A 3,047-nucleotide genomic window follows, 5' to 3' on the forward strand; every position below is an offset into this window, starting at 1 on the left:
AGGGACTTCCAGAGAATAAAATACCCAACAAAAAAATAGAAAAGTGTTTTTTTGAAAAAGTAATTATTTTTGTCTAGGAAAACAAAGAGTCTCCCATTACAACCTATTTTTCCGAAAAAATAGGCAGCATAAACTTTTATACTTCCGAGCTTTTTCGAGTATAACAAGGACAAGTTAAAGAATCAAAGACAGTTTTTAGCCAACCATCTTAGTTAACTACAAACTAGGTCTTATCATAATAGATAAGCTAAGACGCATTTAAAGCACTTATTCTTAAGATTAGCCGAATCTCCCCCAATCCCTTTACTGTTGCCTCTTGCCTCTTGCCTCTTGCCTCGTCTCAACAAGCAATTTAAATGCTTAACAGCTTATCAATAAACCATTGTCCCAAATTGGGAAAGTCTTGATTCGTTGATTCTGTGAGACGTTCGATTTTTTCTTCAATTTTTTCCATAGCTTTTTTAGTAAGCTTTACTCCTTTTTCGTAAGTTTCAGTAATCAACTTAACAATCGGGTGTTTTCCTTTCCAAGCCATAGTTTGGAGCTGCTATCTGCTTCTGCTTATCTGCTTTTTGACTTTTTCTTTTCTACTTTTTACTTTATTACTTGATCTTATGCGTTGGCAAGCTCGGCAAAAATCTTCGTTTCCCTTCCTTCCCCTATACGGATTTTTGGCATTTATCGTCACTTGTCTGATTATTTGGGCAAGTTCTTTCTATCCTCGTTCTAATGCTCTGGTGGGGGGTGATTCTCTCCCCGCACCTTTTAGGGAGTTTCAACCGGAATGCGCGGATTATGTCCTAGAAAATAGTTCTTTTAAGGATATATCGAGAATTTTTGATTGTAAAACCTATAAAAACCTCTCCGATCGCGTGATTGTTCCCCTATCTCTCCAAAAAAACGATATTAGTCTCGATAATTGGCAAAATAACTCGGCAACAGCACTCGAATTGGCCCCCTGGCCGGAAATTCATCCCCGCGCTCAAGAGACAAAAGTACCGATTTTAATGTATCACGACATTTTACCAAAAAAAGAGGTATTTTTTGATGTTACTCCCGGCGAATTAGAGGCACATTTTCAATTTTTGCAGGAAATCGGGGCAACTCCGATCAGTATCGATTGGTTAATTTCCCATCTGCGGACAGGTATACCCCTTCCCGCTAAACCGGTTTTATTGACTTTTGATGATGGTTATGGGGGACATTACCAGTATGTCTATCCTTTATTGAGAAAATATAACTATCCCGCCGTTTTCTCGATTTATATCAATAAAATGACTCAAAAAACCGGCCGAACCAGTGTCACTTGGCAACAACTCCAGGAAATGGCCGCCGATCCTCTAGTACAAATTGTCTCCCATAGTGTCAGTCATCCCCGGGATTTAAGGTTATTATCCGATGCAGATTTGGAGCAAGAAGTCAAGCAATCGAAACAAATCTTAGAAAAAGAATTGGGTATTCCGATTAATTATTTTACCTATCCGGAAGGGAAGGCGGACGATCGAGTGAAGGAATTCGTCAAAAAAGCGGGTTATCGGGCGGCTTTATCGATGAATGACCTCGATGAACATTTTGCTGGACAATCCCCCGATTTACTCACTATTGGACGCTTTGGGCAATCGCGCACGCGAGAAATTGTACCGCAAGCTTGGGGGGGTGATCCCTTACCCCGTAGGGATGGCGGTTTTAACTTTGCCACCACCATCCAAAAACGGGAAGTGGAATTCCCAAGCAATACACTTGTTCTGATTAGTGGCGGTATTCCCAAAACTATCCACGCTGATAGTCGCTATCAAGTGGAGGAAATTATCGCCGGCACAGAAGCGATTGCGGCTGTAGATGGCGGTTTTTTCTCTCTCAAGGAATTGGACTCAAATCAGATGATCGGGCCAGTTTTAAGCGAAAATGGCGGCTTTATCCCGGGATATGAGGGAGAAATTGGCAAGTTAGAGGGTCGTCCTTTAGTAATCATTACCGATCGATGGGTGCGTTATCTTCCTTTTGATCCTGCCCGTCATAATACCCTAGAAGGAATCGCAGCCGAGGCCGGAGATGATCTCAAGGTTACGGATGCTTTTGTCGCGGCCGCTTGGTTAGTCAAAGATGGACAACCGCAATCGCGAGAGTCCTTTGGTACACTTTACGGTTTTGATGCCCTGCGTCACCGGGCTTTTTGGGGGATTAATCAGGCAGGACAGCCAGTAATCGGGGTTTCCAGAGACCCGATCGATTCCATGGCTTTGGGAGAATTATTAGTACAGGCAGGCCTTCGGGAGGCGGTGATGTTGGATTCAGGAGCAAGTACTTCCCTCGCTTATCGAGGCCAATCGCAAGTGCATTATACTCCCCGTCCCGTTCCCCACGTTGTCGCTTTATTTCCCCCAACAGAAACCTATATTGTTCCCATTAGTCATGTGGGGATTCCCTGCGTAATTTTCGCCGATTCCTGTGCTGCGGGGAGTTAGGGGACAAAAACTTGTTAACCAGAAAACGGCTGAAGCTATGTATCTAAGAAAGCTCTAAGAGCAATTTTGTACTTGTTTTTCAGTCGTCGAGAAACTAGACCACCTTGCTGAATCTGTGCGAGAATTGTGGCTGAACAGGAGCCTTTTGGAATCGGACTACCCGCAGTGATTAAACTGGCTAATTCCGTGGCATCCATCTCCCGGGCAAATTGATAGGCAATCACGGATTCACAGACGATAAAATTCGGGACACCAAGGCTGGGCAAAAGCACACAAGTAGCTTCCGAACTGCTTCTTCGAGTTGTAACATTGACAAATAAATATCTATTTTCTGAAGTCTTTGCGATCGCAATATAGAGATGTTGCTTATTAGGGGGTGTATCGATTAAAAAGGCATCCCCCAGCTTGACTACCAGACTAGCCATGTAAAGCTCCATCTAAATAGGGTTTGCTGAAAAAGCTTTTCCTGGGGGCAGGGTGTGGGGTGTGGGGTGTGGGGTGTGGGGTTTTACCAGTTTTGAGGTGGTCAACTACCTAATTTTCAGGGAAAAAGTACCTGAATTTTCCCCCGATCCCCGCAAT

The 3,047-nt window shown here is 43.6% G+C and carries 2 protein-coding genes and 1 pseudogene; 1 reads left to right on the plus strand and 2 read right to left on the minus strand.

Features of this window, described 5'->3' with window-relative positions:
* Nucleotides 1-352: 352 nt before the first annotated feature.
* Nucleotides 353-541: pseudogene (locus tag O9300_RS07400) on the minus strand (ISAzo13-like element ISMae28 family transposase); the annotation flags it as partial.
* Nucleotides 542-614: 73 nt separating this feature from the next.
* Here O9300_RS07400 and O9300_RS07405 point away from each other — a divergent pair.
* The gene (locus O9300_RS07405) at nt 615-2,465 is read left to right on the plus strand and encodes a polysaccharide deacetylase family protein (protein ID WP_287971002.1); all 1,851 of its coding nucleotides are present in this window, start codon (nt 615-617) and stop codon (nt 2,463-2,465) included.
* 35 nt (nt 2,466-2,500) lie between these two features.
* Here O9300_RS07405 and O9300_RS07410 read toward each other — a convergent pair whose 3' ends face one another.
* The gene (locus O9300_RS07410) at nt 2,501-2,890 is read right to left on the minus strand and encodes a hypothetical protein (protein WP_287971005.1); all 390 of its coding nucleotides are present in this window, start codon (nt 2,888-2,890) and stop codon (nt 2,501-2,503) included.
* Nucleotides 2,891-3,047 lie beyond the last annotated feature (157 nt).

The organism is Microcystis sp. LE19-195.1E (assembly GCF_027532095.1).
In the GTDB taxonomy this organism is placed as follows: Bacteria; Cyanobacteriota; Cyanobacteriia; order Cyanobacteriales; family Microcystaceae; genus Microcystis; species Microcystis aeruginosa.

Bases quoted from the DNA above. Each gene is read 5' to 3' on its own strand.
- O9300_RS07405 (WP_287971002.1), top strand. From the start codon at position 615: ATGCGTTGGCAAGCTCGGCAAAAATCTTCGTTTCCCTTCCTTCCCCTA.
- O9300_RS07410 (WP_287971005.1), bottom strand. From the start codon at position 2,890: ATGGCTAGTCTGGTAGTCAAGCTGGGGGATGCCTTTTTAATCGATACA.